Source organism: Micromonospora sp. CCTCC AA 2012012, assembly GCF_040499845.1.
Lineage (GTDB): Bacteria > Actinomycetota > Actinomycetes > Mycobacteriales > Micromonosporaceae > Micromonospora > Micromonospora mangrovi.
Window position 1 is genome coordinate 192803 of the sequence record NZ_CP159342.1, and the last position, 15517, is coordinate 208319.

The window sequence follows — 15517 nt, forward strand, 5'->3', positions numbered from 1 at the left end:
TGGTCAGGGGTTCGCCGCGGCGTCCACCACGGCCAGCAGCTCCGCCAGGTCGTAGCCGCCGTCGTGGCGGGCGCCGTTGACGAAGAGGGTCGGGGTGCCGTTCACCCCGCTGCGGATGCCCCCGACGAAGTCCTGCCGCACCCGGTCGGCGTACGCCCGCGCCTCGATCTCCGCGCTGACCTCGTCGGGGGGCATGCCGAGCTGCTCGACGCCGAGTGAGAGGTGCACCGGGTCGAGCTGGTCCTGGTGCTCGTAGAGCCAGTCGTGCAGCTCCCAGAACCGGCCCCGCCGGTCGGCCGCCTCGGTCGCCTCGGCGGCGCTCTCCGCGTACGGGTGGACGTTGGCGATCGGGAAGTGCCGGTAGACCAGCCGGACCTGCTCGCCGCGCTGGCGCAGCAGCTCCGTCAGGTTCTGGTGCGCGGCGCCGCAGAACGGGCACTGGAAGTCGCCGTACTTGACGATGGTGACCGGCGCGTCGACCGGCCCGCGGGCGTGGTCCGTCCCGGTCACCGGGGTCCGCAGCTTCGCGGTGGTGACCTGCAGTGGCGTGGTCATCGGGCCATCACCCGCCGCTCGTCCGCCAGCCCCTCCAGGGCGTCGAGGATGCCGTCCACGCCCGGGTTGACGTCCATCGGGGAGAGGTGGCTCCAGGCCACCGTGCCCTCGGCGTCGATCACCACGAGCGCCCGCGCCGCCTGCCCCTGCGGGGTGTACGCGCCGTACCGGCGGGCCACCTCGCCCTTGGGTTCGAAGTCGGCGAGCAGCGGGAAGTGGACGCCCTGCCGCTCGGCGAACGCCCGGTGCGACGCGAGGCTGTCCACCGAGATGCCGAGCAGCACCGCGTCGTGGCGTTCCAGCTCCGGCAGCGCGGCCTGGTAGAGCGCCATCTGGTCGCCGCAGACGGGTGTCCAGTCGGCCGGATAGAAGGCGAGCACCACCGGACGGCCCAGGAACTGCCCGGGGCCCACCGCTTGCCCGTCCGGGGTCGCCGGCAGGGTGAACCCGGGCGCGGGGCGCCCGGGTCCGATCAGCCCGTTCGGATCAGTCATGGCTCCCACGCTCGCTCCGGGAAGGGTGAGCCGGGCTCACCCGGGCGGGATGGTCTTCCGGCCGGCTCAGCGCCCCACCGTGATGTGGTTCTGCACCTCCCGGATGCCCGGCGCGGACCAGACGACCCGCTCGATCTCCTCCCGTTCCGGTACGGAGTGGACCAGCCCCGCCATCACCACCGTGTCGCCGTGCACCCGGACGCTGATGCCCTCGGCCTCGGTGGCCCGGTTGCGGGCCAGCGCGTCCACGATCCGCTCGGCGAGGTCCCGCGAGTCGGCCGCGACCCCGGGCCGGACGGTGATGCCGTTGCTGACCCCGCGTACGCCGGTCAACCGGCTCACCGCGCGCTCGGCGGCCCGGCGCTGGTATTCCCACTCGACCTGGCCGTGCAGGGTGACCCAGCCGTCCGCCACGGTCACGTCGAGCGTCTCGACCGGCACGAACGCGTCCCACTCCAGCGCGCGCACCGCCGCCGTGGCGATCTCCGGGTCGCTCTTGGCGGCCCCGGTGCCGATCCGGACCGCCAGGTCGTTGGCGACGGCGCGGACCCGGGCGACCCGGTGCGCGGCCCGTTCAGCGGCCCACTTCTTGGCGTAGCTGTCCACCCAGCCGGTCAGGGTGACCACCCCGTCGGTGACGGTCACGCCGATCTCGTTCGGCCGGACCCGGGGCTCCCAGGTCAGCTCGTCGAGCACGTCGGACTGGATGTCCTGGTCGGTACGGGTGATCGTGGCGGTGGCCATCGCCGGCTCCCTTCCGTGGCGCGGACTGCTCGGGCGGGCGCGGACGCGTGCCCGCCGACTGCGATCCTGTCGCCGTCCGGGGTGACCCGCCCTCACCCGCCGGGGGTGACGTGGAGGTGAAGGTGCGGGACGATCCAGGGCGGGGACGGGGAGGCACGGTGCGAGCGGTGGCGCAGAGGGTCGGGACGCGGGGGCGGGCCGTCCCGACGCGGCGGGTGTGGTGGCACCGGCCGGTCCGGCTGGCGGCCCGGGTGGTGGGGCACGAGTGGACGCTGGCGGCGTGCGGCGCACTGCTGCTCGCCGTCGTGATGACCTGGCCGACCCTGCGGGACGTCACCGGCACGCTGCCCCAGGACACCGGCGACCCGACGTTGCAGGCGTGGCAGATCGCCTGGGGTGGGCACGCGCTGAGCACCGATCCGGCGCGGGTGTGGCACTCCAACACGTTCTTCCCGGAGCCGTGGACCTACGCCTACTCCGACACCCTGCTCGGCTTCGCCCCGGCGGGGATGCTGGGCTCCGGTCCGGTGGCGGCGGTGGTCCGCTACAACGTGCTCTACGTGCTGGTGCACGCGTTGGCCTTCTTCGGGGCGTACGCGCTGGCCCGGCAGTTGGGGGCGGGGCGGGCCGGCGCGGCGGTGGCCGGGGCGTCCTTCGCGTACGCGCCGTGGAAGCTGGCCCAGGCCGGGCACCTGCACGTGCTCTGCGTCGGTGGGATCGCCCTGGCGCTGGCCATGCTGGCCCGGGGGCACGGCTGGTCGCTGCGTCGGGGCCACCGGCCGGAACGGGTCCGTCCCGGCTGGGCGGCGGCCGGCTGGGCGGTCGCCGCGTGGCAGGTCACGCTCGGCTTCGGCATCGGCCTGCCCTTCGCGTACGCCCTGGGTCTGCTCTGCCTCGGCGGGGTGGCCGGGTACGCCCGGTCGTGGTGGCGGCGGCGCAGTCGGCCGGTGTTCCCGCGCGGGCTGCTCCTGGCCGACCTGGCCGGCGGCACCGGTTTCGCCGGGGTGACGCTGCTGATGGCCGCGCCGTACTTCGAGGTGGTGGCCCGGCACCCGCAGGGCCGGCGGACGGTCGCCCAGATCGGGATGTTCTCCCCGCCGGTACGCGGCTTCGTCACCGCGCCGCCGGAGTCCTGGCTCTGGGGTGGACCGCACGCGGCGGCGCGGGCGACGTTCGGCTTCCCCACCGAGATGACGCTGCTGCCCGGGATGGTGCTGCTCGGGCTGGCCCTGGCCGGGCTCTTCTTCTCGGTCTGGCGGATCCAGCACCGGGTGGCGCTCGCGGTCGGGGTGCTGGTCAGCGCGGCGCTGGCGGCGGGGACCACGCTGGGCGGGGACGGCGATCCGGGCTACGTCACCCTCGTCGAGCACGTGCCCGGCTGGGACGGCCTGCGCACCCCGGGCCGGCTGGTGCTCTGGACCACGCTGCTGCTCGGGCTGCTGGCGGCCGGCGCGTTGACCGTACGCCGGTCGGAGCTGCCGCCCGGCGTGGCCGGCTGGCGGCGGTGGGCGCAGTGGGTGCTGGTCCTGCCGGTGCTGCTGGTGCTGCTGGAGGGGGTGAACACCACCCCGCACGTGCCGGTGCCCACCGAGCCGGCGGCGCTGCGCGGGCTGGTCGGGCCGGCCCTGGTGCTGCCCAGCGGCGGCACCCGCGAGTTCCACGTGATGCTCTGGTCGACCGACGGCTTCCCGCGCGTGGTCAACGGGTTGGCGTCGTTCACCCCGGCCGGCCAGGAGCAGATCCGGACGGCCAGCCTGACCTTCCCGGACGCCGGCTCGGTGGCGTACCTGCGCGGGGTCGGGGTGCGCACGGTGGTGCTGCTGCCCGCGTACGCGGTCGGCACGCCGTGGCGGGACGCGGCGGACCGGCCGGTGGACGGGTTGGGGATCCGCCGGGAGCAGGTGGGCGACGGGTGGGTCTACCACCTGGACTGACGACGGCGGCGCCCCCGGGATGGGGACGCCGCCGTCGTGGTGGTCGGGGTGGTCAGCCGTCGAGGCCGACCGGGGAGTTCGGCCGGTCCACGTCGACGAACTCGATGTCGTCGACGGCCCGTTCGCGGCTGCCGGCGGCCCGGGCGGCGGTGCCGGCCGCCCAGCCGATCGCCGCGCCGACCAGCGCGGCGCTGATCAGCAGGGTCCACGGCAGCGCCGGCCGGCGCCCGGCGAGCGCGTCGAAGGCGAGGGTGGCCCGGCGGCGGGCCTCGTCAGCGGCGGAGCCGACCAGGTCGGTGGCCTCGTCGGCCAGGCCGGAGCCGCCCCGACGGGCGGTCCGGGCGGTGTCCCGGACGCTGTCACCGGCGGAGCTGACGGCGGAGACCAGGTTCTGCCAGGCCTGGTCCGCGATCCGTTCCGGCTTGCGGCGATCCAGCAGGTTGGTTCCGAACATCGTGCCTACCTCCTCGGGGTGCCAGAGCCCGGTGGCCACTTCGGACTCGGGTGGCCCTCCGGCGCGCGACTGTCGGTTCACCGCGCCAGTGCCCCGTCGGGCACCCCCGCAAACCTGGTGCGTCGAATGGCCGGGACGTGCCGTCAATCACCCGTACGCGCGCGCGTGCCGGGTACGGCCGGACGGGCACCGGCCCGCTACCCTGATGCGGCGGATCGGCCGGTGCCGGTCCGGTCGGTGCGGTCCGGGAACCCCGCACCGAGGGAAAATAGGAACCGGAAAGTCCGGATACGGCCCGTTCGTTGTGTCGGTTCGCGAATTGCTCATCCCGAGGGGTGGCGACCGAGGCCGTCGGAGGAATACTCTCGGTCGCGGCCCGCGTACTGATGAGGCGCCCGGTATGGGCGAGTGGAGGTGCTCGCGTGAGCCTGTCGATCGTGAAGTCGGTTCTGTCGGGTGGTGTCATCGAGATCGCCCCGCGGGGTGAGATCGACGTCGACACCGCGTACGAGGTGCGCGAAGCGGTCGCCGAGGTGCTCGCGAAGGGCCGCCCGGCCCGCATCGAGCTGAACATGCGGCTGGTCACCTTCATCGACTCGGTCGGCATCAGCGCCATGGTCGCCGGTTTCCAGACCGCCGAGGTGAGTGGCGTGAAGCTGGTCGTCACCGAGCCCAGCCGGTTCGTGCACCGCCAGCTCTGGGTCACCGGCCTGCTCGGCCTCTTCGGCGCCCCGGAGCCCTACCTCGCCGGCGTCGCCGCCCGCGAGGTGCTGCCCGGCGCCTGAGCGCCCGCCGCACCGCCGGGCGACCGTTGCCAGCCCGTCCCCGGTACGGGACGATCGTCCGGACCGGCCACGGGTGAGGAGACGGTGTGGGCAGACGGGACACGTTCGGCTACACCGTCCAGGCGCGCTGCTCCCGGGCGGAGGCGGCGGCCCTGCTCGGCGACCTGACCCGCCAGGGTGAGCTGCACCCGCTGATCGTCCGCGTCCGCCGGCTGACGCCCCGCCCGGGCGCGCTGGCCAGCTATGCGATCACCGACCGGCTGGCGGCCGGCCCGCTGCGCTTCCCGGTGACCTACCAGGCCGACGTGCTGATCGCGACCGAGGACGAGGTGGTGACGGTGGCCCGGCAGCGCCCGGCCACCACCGTGCGCAACCACACCCGGCTGCGGGACGAGCCGGGCGGCGTGGTCCGGATCGACGTCGAGATCACGTTGACCGCACCGGCGCCGCTCTTCGGCTACGCCTTCCGCCAGGCCCGGGCGGCCCACCTGGGGCTGGCCAGCCGGCTCGGCGCGGTGCTCGACCGTGGCCCGGACGCCCCCGCCTGAGGTCAGCCGCGTCGCCCGGCGGTGACCGGCCGGCGGGTCGTCGGCGCGGCCGCCCGCAGCCGCCCCCACGGCTTGTACGTCGACAGCACGGTGGCGACGACCAGCAGCGTGCTGGAGACGGCCGGGGCGACGACCAGGTCGGCCCGCAGGTGGCCGGAGGCCGCCGCGCCCAGCTCGCCGAGCCGCCGGATGCGGGGGGTGAGGAGCAGCAGGACCAGGCCCAGCATGCCCGTGGTGAGGGTGAACTTGACCAGCACCCAGCGCCAGCGCAGCAGCCCCCACGGGGTGAGCAGCGCGCTGGCCACGCCGACCAGCCAGACCAGCCCGCTCAGCGGCGCGAAGAGCCAGGTCACCACCAGCCCGGCGGTCGGATAGACCGCTGTCGGCGGGGCGCCGCGCAGCCCGGCGATCCCCAGGATGAGCAGCACCAGGTCGGTGCCGAGCCAGCCGAGCGAGGTGACCAGGTGCAGGGTCAGCAGCGCCTTGCGGGTGGTCGGGGAGAGCCGCCTCATGCCCCGATAATCGCCGCGGGGGAGCGCGGCGTCGTGGGTCCGGCGGCGACACCCGGCGTACGTCGGGCGACGTAGCAGCCGCGTCGCCCGACCCGGGGACGGGCCGGGCGACGCGGGTGGGGCTCAGTAGACCGACAGGTGCACGTGGTTGGTGTGGTCGCTGGACGGGTCGCCGTTGCCGCCGCTGTACGCCTTCCAGCCACTGCTCGGCAGCCAGATCCGCTTGAACCAGATCACGTAGAGCACGGCCAGCGCGTCGGCGTTGCGGATGAAGTACGCCGCCAGGTTGTCGCCGTACGTCCGGTCCCCGCCGGAGGCGACGCCGCCGAAGCCGTCGGTCTGCGCGGCGAAGTCGCAGGCCCGCCCCTTCGGGTGTTCACCGGAGCCGCTGGGTCGGTGGCAGGAGACGTACCGCTTGAAGCCGGCGGCCTGCGCCTGCCGCAGGGCGTGCAGGGTGCGCGGGGTGATGCAGCCGTCGGCGGGGGTCGGGTCGTCCACGCTGCACGACTCGGGCGGCCAGGAGCCGTCGGAGTTGCGCGGTGCCGGGGTCGCGTTGGCGCTGGAGGTGCCCCGGTTGCCGCCGCTGTCGGCGGTACGGGGGGCGGGGGCGTCGGCCTTGGCGTTCGCCACCTCGATGGCGCGTTCGGCCTGCTGCTTGCGCTTCTCCATCACCGTGACCTGCTTGCGCTGCTCCTGGATCTCGATGCCGAGCGCGGTCCGGGTGCTGGTGGCCTGGTCGCGGGTCTCGATCAGCTCGCGCAGCGCCCGGTCCTCGTGCGCGGCGACCTGCTCCAGCGCCGAGGCGCGGTCCATGAAGCCTTCCGGGCTGCCGCTGTTGAGCAGCGCCGACGCCGCGCTCAGTCGACCGGCCCGGTACGCCACCCCGGCGATCTCGCCGACGTTGGCGTCCCGGGCGGCCAGCTCGGTCTCGACCGTCTTGAGCTGGGTGGTGAGCTGCTGCTGTCGGCTGATCGAGCGGGCCAGCGCGGCCTTCGCGTCCAGCCAGCCCTTGCTCGCCGCGTCGAGCTGGGCGCGCAGCGCCGGGGTGCCGCCCTCGTCGTCGTCGCCGGGCGCGGCGGCGCGCAGCGGGGGTGCCGCCGTCGCGGGGGAGACCGGCGCGACCACGACGCCGAACGCGAGCGTCGTGACGAGCAGGGCCGCCAGCCGGGCGGCCGTCCGTCGTACTGGTGCCACTGATGGCATGCACATGTCCTTCCGTCAGCCGCCGACCGGGTTAGCTGACGGGTTCGGGACGGAAGATCCCTACCGCTGACGCGGATGCACCCCACGAACATGGTTCCCCGGCTCGCCCTGTGGCGATTAGGCGGCGGCCACCGCAGGCGCCGGAGGGCGCCGCCCGGCGGAGGCCGCGGTCGAGCCTACCGGCGTGTCCCCGGTCCGGCGCGGTACGCGGCCGGTGTCGAGCGGGGCAAAACCGGCATATGACTACAATAACCACACAGATTTAAGAGTGTGCTAATTACCACTCAACCGCACCGCAGGCACCTGCTGACGCTCCGGGTTCGATCTGCAACGTGGCGTGGTCGATGTGGAAGTCCTCGTGCAGCGCGGTCCGCGCCGCCGCCAGCACGTCGCCCACCTCGGCCCCCGACGTCATGGTCAGGTGCGCGGAGGCCACCTCCATCCCCGAGGTCAGCGTCCAGACGTGCAGGTCGTGCACCTCGGCGACGCCGGGGACCGCGGCGAGACGGTCGTGCACGGCGGTCACCTGGAGGTGCGCCGGGGCGGCCTGGACCAGGATGCGGACCGCCGCCCGGCCCAGCCGCCAGGTGCGCGGCAGGATGAACACGCCGATGGCCACCGCCACCAGCGGATCCGCCCACCACCAGTCGGTGAGCGCGATGACCAGCGCGGCCCCGATCACGCCCAGCGAGCCGAGCAGGTCGCCCAGCACCTCCAGGTACGCCCCGCGCAGGTTGATGCTCTCCTTGGCCCCGCCGCGCAGCAGGGCGAAGGCGACGACGTTGGCGAGCAGGCCGAGCACCGCCACGGCGAGCATCGGCCCGGCCAGCACCTCCGGTGGCGCGCCGAACCGGCGGACCGCCTCGATCAGGACGTAGACGGCGACCCCGCCGAGCAGCACGGCGTTGGCCAGCGCGGCCAGCACCTCCAGCCGATAGAGCCCGAAGGTGCGCTGCGGGTCGGTGTCGGCGCGCCGGGTGGCGGTGATCGCGGCGAGCGCCATGCCGATGCCCAGCACGTCGGTGAACATGTGCCCGGCGTCGGAGAGCAGTGCGAGCGAGCCGGTCGTGAAGGCGGCCACCGCCTCGACCGCCATCAGGGCGGCGAGGACCCCGAACGCGGCCCAGAGCCGACCGCGGTGGCGGTGCGCGGCGTTGGCGATCGCGCCGCTGTGGTCATGACCTGCGCCCACGCCCACACCCTCCGTCCCTCGGCCGAGCCGGGCCCAATCTATGTTCACATCGCTATGTGTGCAACTGACCGCCGGGCAACCGCCCCCGCAACTGCCGGCGAGCCGGATCAGCCCGTCGGGTCGATCGTGGTGAGCCGTTGGGTGGCCCGGGACAGCGCCACATAGAGCGTCCGCACCCCGGAGCCCGGATCCGCCCGGATCTCGCTCGGCGCGACCAGTACGACACCGTCGTACTCCATGCCCTTGGCCTGGAGGCTGGTCACCACCTGGAGCCGGGAGCCGCCGACGCCCTCCAGCCAGCCGGCCACCTCGTCCCGGCGGGGCACCGGCGTGATCACGCCCACCGTCCCCTCCACCTCGGCCAGCAGCGCGCCCACCGCCTCGACCGTCGCGGCGGGCAGCCCGGCCGCCGGCACCGTCCGCTCGACCGGGGCGATCCCGGTGGAGCGGACCGCCGTGGGCAGCGCCAGCTCCGGATACAGCCGGCCGATCTCCGCCGCCGCCACCGCGAAGATCTCCGCCGAGTTGCGGTAGTTGGTGGTCAACGTGAACTGGTGCCGGCGCCGCCGCCCCAGCGCCTGGTCCCGCGCCCGGGTCAACTCCTCCGGATCACCCGTCCAGGCGGTCTGCGCCGGGTCACCCACCACCGTCCAGGACGCCAACCGGCCCCGCCGGCCCACCATCCGCCACTGCATCGGCGACACGTCCTGCGCCTCGTCGACCACCACGTGCGCGTACTCCCGGTAGTCCTCCGGGCGCTCCCGGGCGGCGTCGCGGGCGGCCCGCTGCCGCTCGACGGCGGTGCTCAACTCGCGCACCCCACCGGCGAGCTGGTACGGGTCGCGCTTCTGCCGCGCCGGGCGCACCGGCTGGCCGAGCAGCGCGTCCAACTCGTCCAGCAGCGCGATGTCCGCGATGGTCAGCCCCGCGTCGGCCAGGCTCCGGTACGCCGCCGTCAACAGCCGGATCTCCGCGCCGGAGAGGATCCCGCCCGCGTACCGGCGCAGCCGCTCCGGTCGGGCCAGCCAGCCCAGCACGTGCCGGGGGTGCAGGCGCGGCCACCAGGCCTTGAGGAACTCCCGGAACTCGGGCCGCTCGATGATCTCGTCCTCGAAGGCGCGCTGCGCCGGCAGCCCGCCCACCCCGATCCGGCGGGCCTGCGCGTACAGCGCGGCGAGGACCCCGTCGAAGCCCGCCCGGCGGACCTCGTTGCGGCGGGCGCCCCGGGTCAGCGCCCGGTCCCGGATCTGGTCCAGCTCGGGGCGCTCCAGCCGCAGCAGCGCACCCCGGTAGAGCAGCCGCAGCTCACCGGGGGAGTCCGGCACCGCGTCCCGGGCCGCGCGCTCCAGCACCCGGCGCATCCGCAGCGACCCCTTCACCGCCGCGACCTCCGGCGGGTCGGTCCGGGACGCCGACATGCCCGGGAAGAGCGAGCCCAGCGAGTGCAGGGTGGCCGTCTCCTCGCCGAGCGAGGGCAGCACCGAGGCGATGTACTCGACGAAGACCCCGGACGGGCCGACCACCAGGATGCCGCCGCCGGCGTACCGGCTGCGGTCGGAATAGAGCAGGTAGGCGGCCCGGTGCAGGGCGACGGCCGTCTTGCCGGTGCCCGGTCCGCCCGAGACGATCGTGACGCCGTTGCCGGGGGAGCGGATCGCCTCGTCCTGCTCCCGCTGGATGGTGGCGACGATGTCCCGCATGCCCCGACCGGTGGCCCGGGACAGGGTGGCCAGCAGCGCCCCGTCCCCCACCACCGCCATCTCCGGCCCGGCGGCGGCCGGGTCGAGCAGGTCGTCCTCGATCCGGGTCACCTTCTCGGCCGACGAGCCGATCGTGCGCCGCCGGACCACACCCATCGGCTCCGCCGGGGTGGCCTGGTAGAACGCGGCGGCGGCCGGCGCCCGCCAGTCCACCACCAGCGTCTCGGCGTTCTCGCCGCGCACCCCGAGCCGCCCCACGTGCAGCACCTGCCGGGTCCGCAGGTCCAGCCGGCCGAAGACCAGCCCCTCGTGCTCGGCGTCCAGCACGTGCCGGCGCTGCGCCGCGTGGAAGACCATCGCGTCCCGCTCCACCAGCGCGCCGAAGTTGCCGACCCGGGCCAGCCGGTAGCCCTCCCGTTCCGCGTCGGCGGCGGACCGCCGCAGCTCGGCCAGGCGGGCGTACACCCGGTCGAGATGCCGCTGTTCGGCGGCGATCTCCTGTTCCAGGGTGGTCTGGTCGCTCAACGCGGGGGCTCCTGAGGTCGCGGGGCAGGCTGAATGAGGGTACGGGCACCGCGCCGGCCCGCGTCGGGGCCATGCCGGTCCCCGGCGCCCCGCCCGCCTCGGATGCCCGTTATCCGGCCGTTCCCACCCCGGTCGCCGATTCCGCCACCGGCTGCGCCAGCACCTGCCCGAGCACCCCGGTCAACGCCGCGTTGACCTCCTCCGGCCGCTCCATCATCAGCATGTGCCCGGCGCCCGGGCAGACCGTCAGCTCGGTCGCCGGCAGCACCCCGGCGATCGACTCCGCGCAGGGCGGCGGGGTGAGCCGGTCCCGGTCGCCGACCAGTGCGGCGGCCGGCAGGTGCCCCAGCTCGGCCAGGGTGTCCAGCCGATGCTGGGCGCCGATCGAGGCGCGGAACCCGCCGATCGAGCGGAGCGACGCGCGGGCCACCGCCGAGGTGACCAGCCGGATGTCGGCCGGGTCGCAGCGGTCGCCGAAGAGCATCCAGCGGATGCTCGGGCGCAGCGCGCGCAGCAGGGCGTGCGGCGGGCGCCAGGATCCGCAGCGGGCCAGCACGCCCGCGCCGGTGGTCTCGGCGAGCCGGATCAGCCGGGCGATCCGGGGCGAAAGGCCGTAGACGGTGTGGGTGTGCCCCTCGGCGGTGGTCGAGACGAAGACCAGCCCGGCCGTCCGGGCGGCGAAGTGGTCGGGGTGGCGGTGCGCGTACTCCATCACGGTCATGCCGCCCATCGAGTGCCCGACCAGGACGACCCGCCCGGTCGGCGCGAACTGGTCGATCACCGCCGCGAGGTCGTCGCCGAGCTGGGCCAGGGTCGCCGTCCGCAACGCCATGCAGCTCGACCGGCCGTGCCCACGGGCGTCGTAGGTCACCACCCGGACCCGGTCGCCGAAGCGCTCCCGGATCTCGGTGAGCTGCCGGTGCCAACTGCGCCCGTCGAGCGTCCAGCCGTGCAGCAGGACCGCGGTGACCTCGGCGTCGGCCGGCCCGGTCACCTCCACGTGCAGGCGTACGTCGTCGGGAAGCCGTACCTCCGTCTGCTCCGGCATCCGTCACCTCCCCAGGCCGGCCGGTATCTCCACACCGGCGTGACCCGGCGGTGACAACCGGCTACCCGTCATGACAACACGCCAACCGTGGTGGTGAGAAGATTCGCAACCCGACAACGCACGATCGGATCGGTGACCAGGCTGGAGGACATGCCGCCCAACCCGGCTCGGACGCCCCGCTCCGCGCTCGCCGAACTGCTCACCGGCAACCGCCGCTTCGTCAGCGGCCAGCCCGTGCACGGGCACGACGTGACCGCCGCCGCGGCCGTCGCCTCCGGCGACCAGCAGCCGTACGCGGTGGTGCTCGGCTGCATCGACTCGCGGGTGCCGTTGGAGGCGATCTTCGACCAGACCTTCGGGTCGATCTGCGTCATCCGCACCGGCGCGCACGTGCTCGACCGGGCGGTCTGCGGCTCGATCGAGTACGTGGTGGGCCAGCTCGGGGTGCCGCTGGTGATGGTGCTCGGGCACGAGCGCTGCGGGGCGGTCGCCTCGGCGGTGGAGAGCCTGCGCGAGGGCGTCCGGCCGGGCGGCTCCCTCGGCTACGTGGTGGACCGGATCGCGCCGGCAGTCCGGGAGGTCGGGGTCGACGACCCGTACGCCCACCCGCTGGCGATCCGCCGGCACGTCCACCGGACGGTCGACACGCTGCGCGCCGACGACCTGCTCGCCGGCCCGGTCGAGGCCGGCCGGGTCGCCGTGGTCGGTGCTCTCTACGACCTCGCCACCGGCACCGTCCACCTGCTGCCCGAAGAGGCGCAGAGACAGCACCGCCCGCCGGGGTGACCCGACGGGCGGTGCTGGTGGTGTTGCTCGGGGAGGGCTCAGCCCTCGAAGACGCCCGCCTCGACGAGACGCTTCTCGGTCTTGTCCCAGCCGTCGCCCGGGTGGGCGGCGGCGAGGGTGTTGAGCTCCGCCCGGATCTTGGCGGCGTGGCCGGCGGCGGCCAGCACCCGGATCTCCTCGACGAAGGCGTCGGAGTCGGTACGCAGGTGCACGGTCTTGCCGTTGGTCAGGTTGCGGACGTACGCGTGCTTGCCGCTGTTGAGCGGGATCACGTACTTGAACTCGCCCAGCACGCTGAGGGCGCCACCCTGGCCAGCCTGGCCGGCCCGGACTGACGCGCGCGCGGTCTTAGAGGTGTTGCTCGCCACGGAGGTACTCCTTGCAGACGTACGGGAGGACTTGATCGTCCGGGGGCTGTGCGGGTGACGCCCGGATGGAGCCTCGGCCCGCGAAGATGTACGGCGGCACTCCAACCGCCCAAGAAACTGTACACGACTGCGAAGCCTGGCTGGTCATCGCACCGTCAGGAGGGGTCAACCAGGTCAGCCTCCCGGGTATTTCCCGCCGCCGACCGCCGGCGAATTTTCCGATTCCCTGGCGCACCATCCGTCACACGGGTCATCATGTGTTGCAGAAGCCACCTGGCGGACGAGGTCGTAGGGGAAGACGCACCTCGCTCTCCGGGAGGTCACCGTGCCAACGCGTGGCGTCGTATACGTCCACTCGACCCCGCTCGCCGTGTGCTCACACGTCGAGTGGGCGATCGCGCGCGTCCTCGCCGCGCCGGTCAACCTGCAGTGGACGGCCCAGCCCGTCGATCCCGGCGCCCGCCGGGCCGAGTGCGGGTGGACCGGTAGCCCGGGGACGGGCGCCGAACTGGCTGCTGCCCTCCGGCAGTGGCCCATGATCCGTTTCGAGGTGACCGAGGAACCCAGTCCCGGCTCCGACGGCGAGCGGTTCATGTACGTCCCGGGGCGGGGCCTGTTCCGGGCCACCGTCGGCGCGGCCGGCGACATCCAGCTCGGCGAGGACCGGCTGCGCAGCCTCATGGCCGCCGCCCGCGCGCCGGAGGCCCTCGCCCACGCCATCGACAAGGCCCTCGGCACCGCCTGGGACGCCGAACTGGAGCCCTACCGGTACGCCGGCGACGGCGCGCCGGTGACGCTGCTCACCCGGGTGGGGTGACCGGCGGCCGAGTTGCCCCGATACGGTGGGCCACGTGTCGATTTCCCCGCGACGTGCCGGCGTCGCGCTCGCCGCACTGACCGCGCTGCTCGTCTCCGGCTGCACGGGGGACCCGGAGCGTCCACGCCCCACCCCGTCGGCGGGCGCGTCCTCGGCCGCCCCCGCGCCGACCCCCACCGCCGGTGACCCGGGCGCCCGCGCCGCCGCCCTGGTCGGGACGCTCGCCGACGAGGACCTCGTCGGCCAGGTGCTGATGCCCTACGCCTACGGCAGCTCGGCGACCGACGTCTCGCCCGGTTCGGCCGCCGGCAACCGGGCCCTCGCCGGGGTGGACACCCCCGCCCAGATGGTGGCGAAATACCGGCTCGGTGGGGTGATCCTGGTCGGCTTCAGCGCCGACGACCCCACCTCCGCCAACCAGGCCACCACCAACGTCGACAGCCCGAAGCAGGTCCGGGAGCTGACCACCGGGCTGCGCGACGCCGCCGGGAAGCTCGCCGCCGGCCCGGCGCCCTTCCTGATCGGCACCGACCAGGAGTACGGCGTGGTCACCCGGATCACCGACGGGGTGACCCTGCTGCCCAGCCCGCTCGCCGCCGGAGCGGCCCGGAACCCGGCGCTCACCGAGGCCGCCTGGAGGGCCGCCGGCAGCGAACTCGCCGCCATGGGCGTCAACCTCGACTTCGCCCCCGTCGCCGACGTGCTCGCCACCCGCAGCGCCGTGATCGGCTCCCGCTCCTTCGGCGCCGACCCGACGAACGCCGCCGCCCAGGTCACCGGCGCGGTCAAGGGCCTCCAGTCGGCGGGCGTGGCGGCCAGCGTCAAGCACTTCCCCGGGCACGGCCTGAGCGCCACCGACTCGCACAAGGACGTCCCGGTCATCGGCCAGTCCCGCGCGGTGCTGGACCGCACCGCCTTCCCGCCGTTCCGGGCCGGGATCGACGCCGGCGCGATGGCGGTGATGTCCGCCCACCTCGACGTCAAGGCCATCGACCCGGGCACCCCGGCCACCTTCTCCCACAAGCTCCTCACCGACGTGCTGCGCGGCCAGCTCGGCTTCCAGGGCGTGGTGATCACCGACGGCATGAACATGCCGCCGGCGAAGCGCTGGTCACCGGGGGAGGCGGCGGTCCGCGCGCTCACCGCCGGCAACGACCTGATCCTGATGACCCCGAACGTCGGCCAGGCGTACGACGGGCTGCTCGCCGCGCTGCGCGACGGCTCGCTGCCCCGCACCCGGCTGGTCGAGGCGGCCACCCGGGTGCTCACCATGAAGTTCAAGCTCGCCGACCGGCCGGCCCCCGGGATGTCCACGCTGAACAGCGCCGAGCACCGCAAGGCCGCCGCCGACCTCGCCGCCGCGGCGGTCACCCAGCTGCGCGGCACCTGCGGCGCCCCGGTGCGCGGCCCGGTCACCGTCACCGCCTCCGCCGGGCGGGACCGGACCCGGGCGGCGCTGACCGAGGCGCTCACCGCCGCCGGGGTGAAGGTGGTGCCGAGCGGCGGCACCGTGGTGCACCTCGTCGGGTACGGCGACGGCGCAAAGGACCTCCGCGCCGACGCCGCCGTGACGGTCGCCATGGACACGCCGTACGTGCTGGCCGACGCGAAGTCACCGACGCTGCTGGCGACGTACTCGTCCGGGCGGGCGTCGATGACCGCCCTCGCCGACGTGCTCGCCGGCAAGTCCCGGCCCGGCGGTCGCTCCCCGGTCCCGGTGACCGGGCTGCCGGCCACCACCTGCGGCACCTGACGCCCCCGGCCGACCGGGCACGGCACCGCGACCGGCCCGAACGTGACCTGCGCGACTGGTAGCGTTCGGGCCGTCCGCCGCCGCTGGAACGGAGGGTCG

General features: G+C 74.6%; 16 protein-coding genes and 1 riboswitch. Of the genes, 6 read left to right on the forward strand and 10 right to left on the reverse strand.

Features of this window, described 5'->3' with window-relative positions:
• Nucleotides 1-3 precede the first annotated feature (3 nt).
• The 3 genes from ABUL08_RS00940 to ABUL08_RS00950 all read right to left on the reverse strand — a co-directional run bounded on the left by ABUL08_RS00940 (nucleotide 4) and on the right by ABUL08_RS00950 (nucleotide 1793).
• Complete coding sequence (locus tag ABUL08_RS00940; RefSeq protein WP_350933711.1) at nucleotides 4-555, reverse strand: DsbA family protein; 552 nt, start codon at nucleotides 553-555, stop codon at nucleotides 4-6.
• A complete protein-coding gene (locus tag ABUL08_RS00945) occupies nucleotides 552-1049 on the reverse strand; it encodes a redoxin domain-containing protein (protein ID WP_350933713.1) in 498 nt (165 codons plus the stop codon). The genes ABUL08_RS00940 and ABUL08_RS00945 overlap by 4 nt, the downstream gene beginning before the upstream one ends.
• Nucleotides 1050-1115: 66 nt before the next feature.
• Nucleotides 1116-1793, reverse strand: coding sequence for a BON domain-containing protein (locus ABUL08_RS00950; protein ID WP_350933714.1), 678 nt, complete (start codon nucleotides 1791-1793; stop codon nucleotides 1116-1118).
• 215 nt (nucleotides 1794-2008) lie between these two features.
• Between ABUL08_RS00950 and ABUL08_RS00955 the strand changes: the two genes are divergently transcribed.
• Nucleotides 2009-3727 carry a hypothetical protein gene (locus tag ABUL08_RS00955; RefSeq protein ID WP_350938422.1) on the forward strand — a complete coding sequence of 573 codons (1719 nt, stop codon included), beginning with the start codon at nucleotides 2009-2011 and terminating at the stop codon, nucleotides 3725-3727.
• A 52-nt stretch (nucleotides 3728-3779) separates the two neighbouring features.
• On the opposite strand, the gene ABUL08_RS00960 is transcribed toward ABUL08_RS00955, so the two are convergent.
• Nucleotides 3780-4181 carry a hypothetical protein gene (locus tag ABUL08_RS00960; RefSeq protein WP_350933715.1) on the reverse strand — a complete coding sequence of 134 codons (402 nt, stop codon included), beginning with the start codon at nucleotides 4179-4181 and terminating at the stop codon, nucleotides 3780-3782.
• A 422-nt stretch (nucleotides 4182-4603) separates the two neighbouring features.
• Between ABUL08_RS00960 and ABUL08_RS00965 the strand changes: the two genes are divergently transcribed.
• Entirely contained in the window at nucleotides 4604-4966 is a 363-nt protein-coding gene (locus tag ABUL08_RS00965) for an STAS domain-containing protein (protein WP_350933716.1), read from the forward strand.
• A gap of 86 nt (nucleotides 4967-5052) precedes the next feature.
• Entirely contained in the window at nucleotides 5053-5514 is a 462-nt protein-coding gene (locus tag ABUL08_RS00970; protein ID WP_350933717.1) for an SRPBCC family protein, read from the forward strand.
• 2 nt (nucleotides 5515-5516) lie between these two features.
• Here ABUL08_RS00970 and ABUL08_RS00975 read toward each other — a convergent pair whose 3' ends face one another.
• From ABUL08_RS00975 to ABUL08_RS00995, 5 genes are all read right to left on the reverse strand, one after another.
• Nucleotides 5517-6026, reverse strand: a complete 510-nt coding sequence (locus tag ABUL08_RS00975) for a hypothetical protein (protein ID WP_350933718.1) — start codon at nucleotides 6024-6026, stop codon at nucleotides 5517-5519.
• A gap of 123 nt (nucleotides 6027-6149) precedes the next feature.
• Nucleotides 6150-7229, reverse strand: coding sequence for a coiled-coil domain-containing protein (locus ABUL08_RS00980; RefSeq protein ID WP_350933719.1), 1080 nt, complete (start codon nucleotides 7227-7229; stop codon nucleotides 6150-6152).
• A 4-nt stretch (nucleotides 7230-7233) separates the two neighbouring features.
• Nucleotides 7234-7363: riboswitch (cyclic di-AMP (ydaO/yuaA leader) on the reverse strand.
• Nucleotides 7364-7506: 143 nt separating this feature from the next.
• The gene (locus ABUL08_RS00985; RefSeq protein WP_350933721.1) at nucleotides 7507-8421 is read right to left on the reverse strand and encodes a cation diffusion facilitator family transporter; all 915 of its coding nucleotides are present in this window, start codon (nucleotides 8419-8421) and stop codon (nucleotides 7507-7509) included.
• A 107-nt stretch (nucleotides 8422-8528) separates the two neighbouring features.
• A complete protein-coding gene (locus ABUL08_RS00990; protein ID WP_350933722.1) occupies nucleotides 8529-10646 on the reverse strand; it encodes a HelD family protein in 2118 nt (705 codons plus the stop codon).
• Nucleotides 10647-10755: 109 nt separating this feature from the next.
• Nucleotides 10756-11694, reverse strand: coding sequence for an alpha/beta fold hydrolase (locus ABUL08_RS00995; RefSeq protein ID WP_350933723.1), 939 nt, complete (start codon nucleotides 11692-11694; stop codon nucleotides 10756-10758).
• Between the two features lie 150 nt (nucleotides 11695-11844).
• On the opposite strand from ABUL08_RS00995, the gene ABUL08_RS01000 reads away from it, so the two are divergent.
• On the forward strand, nucleotides 11845-12480 hold the full coding sequence (locus ABUL08_RS01000; RefSeq protein ID WP_350938424.1) for a carbonic anhydrase: 636 nt from the start codon (nucleotides 11845-11847) through the stop codon (nucleotides 12478-12480).
• Between the two features lie 38 nt (nucleotides 12481-12518).
• Here ABUL08_RS01000 and ABUL08_RS01005 read toward each other — a convergent pair whose 3' ends face one another.
• Nucleotides 12519-12848, reverse strand: a complete 330-nt coding sequence (locus ABUL08_RS01005; RefSeq protein WP_350933724.1) for a hypothetical protein — start codon at nucleotides 12846-12848, stop codon at nucleotides 12519-12521.
• Nucleotides 12849-13173: 325 nt separating this feature from the next.
• Between ABUL08_RS01005 and ABUL08_RS01010 the strand changes: the two genes are divergently transcribed.
• Nucleotides 13174-13665 (forward strand): DUF3145 domain-containing protein, encoded by a 492-nt coding sequence (locus ABUL08_RS01010; RefSeq protein WP_350933725.1) that lies wholly within the window; start codon nucleotides 13174-13176, stop codon nucleotides 13663-13665.
• 25 nt (nucleotides 13666-13690) lie between these two features.
• On the forward strand, nucleotides 13691-15418 hold the full coding sequence (locus tag ABUL08_RS01015; RefSeq protein WP_350933726.1) for a glycoside hydrolase family 3 protein: 1728 nt from the start codon (nucleotides 13691-13693) through the stop codon (nucleotides 15416-15418).
• The last annotated feature ends 99 nt before the right edge of the window (nucleotides 15419-15517 follow it).